At 66.8% G+C, this 268-nt stretch carries 1 pseudogene; it reads right to left on the bottom strand.

The window, feature by feature from the left end:
- Positions 1 to 196: pseudogene (locus tag CVH10_RS21040) on the bottom strand (N-acetyl-gamma-glutamyl-phosphate reductase); the annotation flags it as partial.
- Positions 197 to 268 lie beyond the last annotated feature (72 nt).

The following is a 268-nucleotide window of genomic DNA, read 5'->3' as shown; positions in this document are numbered from 1 at the left end:
CGGCCTCTCGCGCCGCATCGTCTGGCAGGCACAGGATCACGGCGTCCGCGCCGTTCAGGGCCTCGCGCCGCGCACTCACATCGCGACGACGCTCGCCCAGCAGGACCAGTTCCAGGTCCTGGCGCGCTTCAAGCCGCTCGCGGATCTCAAGCCCCGTGGTGCCGGCCTCGCCGTCGATAAAGATGGTGTGGGTCATGCCCGCCTCGTGAAAAAGAAAAAGGGCGCTCCGGGTGTCCCCGAAGCGCCCAAAATCCAAACCGCGTAAACG

Source organism: Halomonas sp. ND22Bw (assembly GCF_003011945.1).
In the GTDB taxonomy this organism is placed as follows: Bacteria; Pseudomonadota; Gammaproteobacteria; order Pseudomonadales; family Halomonadaceae; genus Halomonas; species Halomonas halophila.
This window is presented reverse-complemented; position numbering and strand designations above follow the sequence as displayed.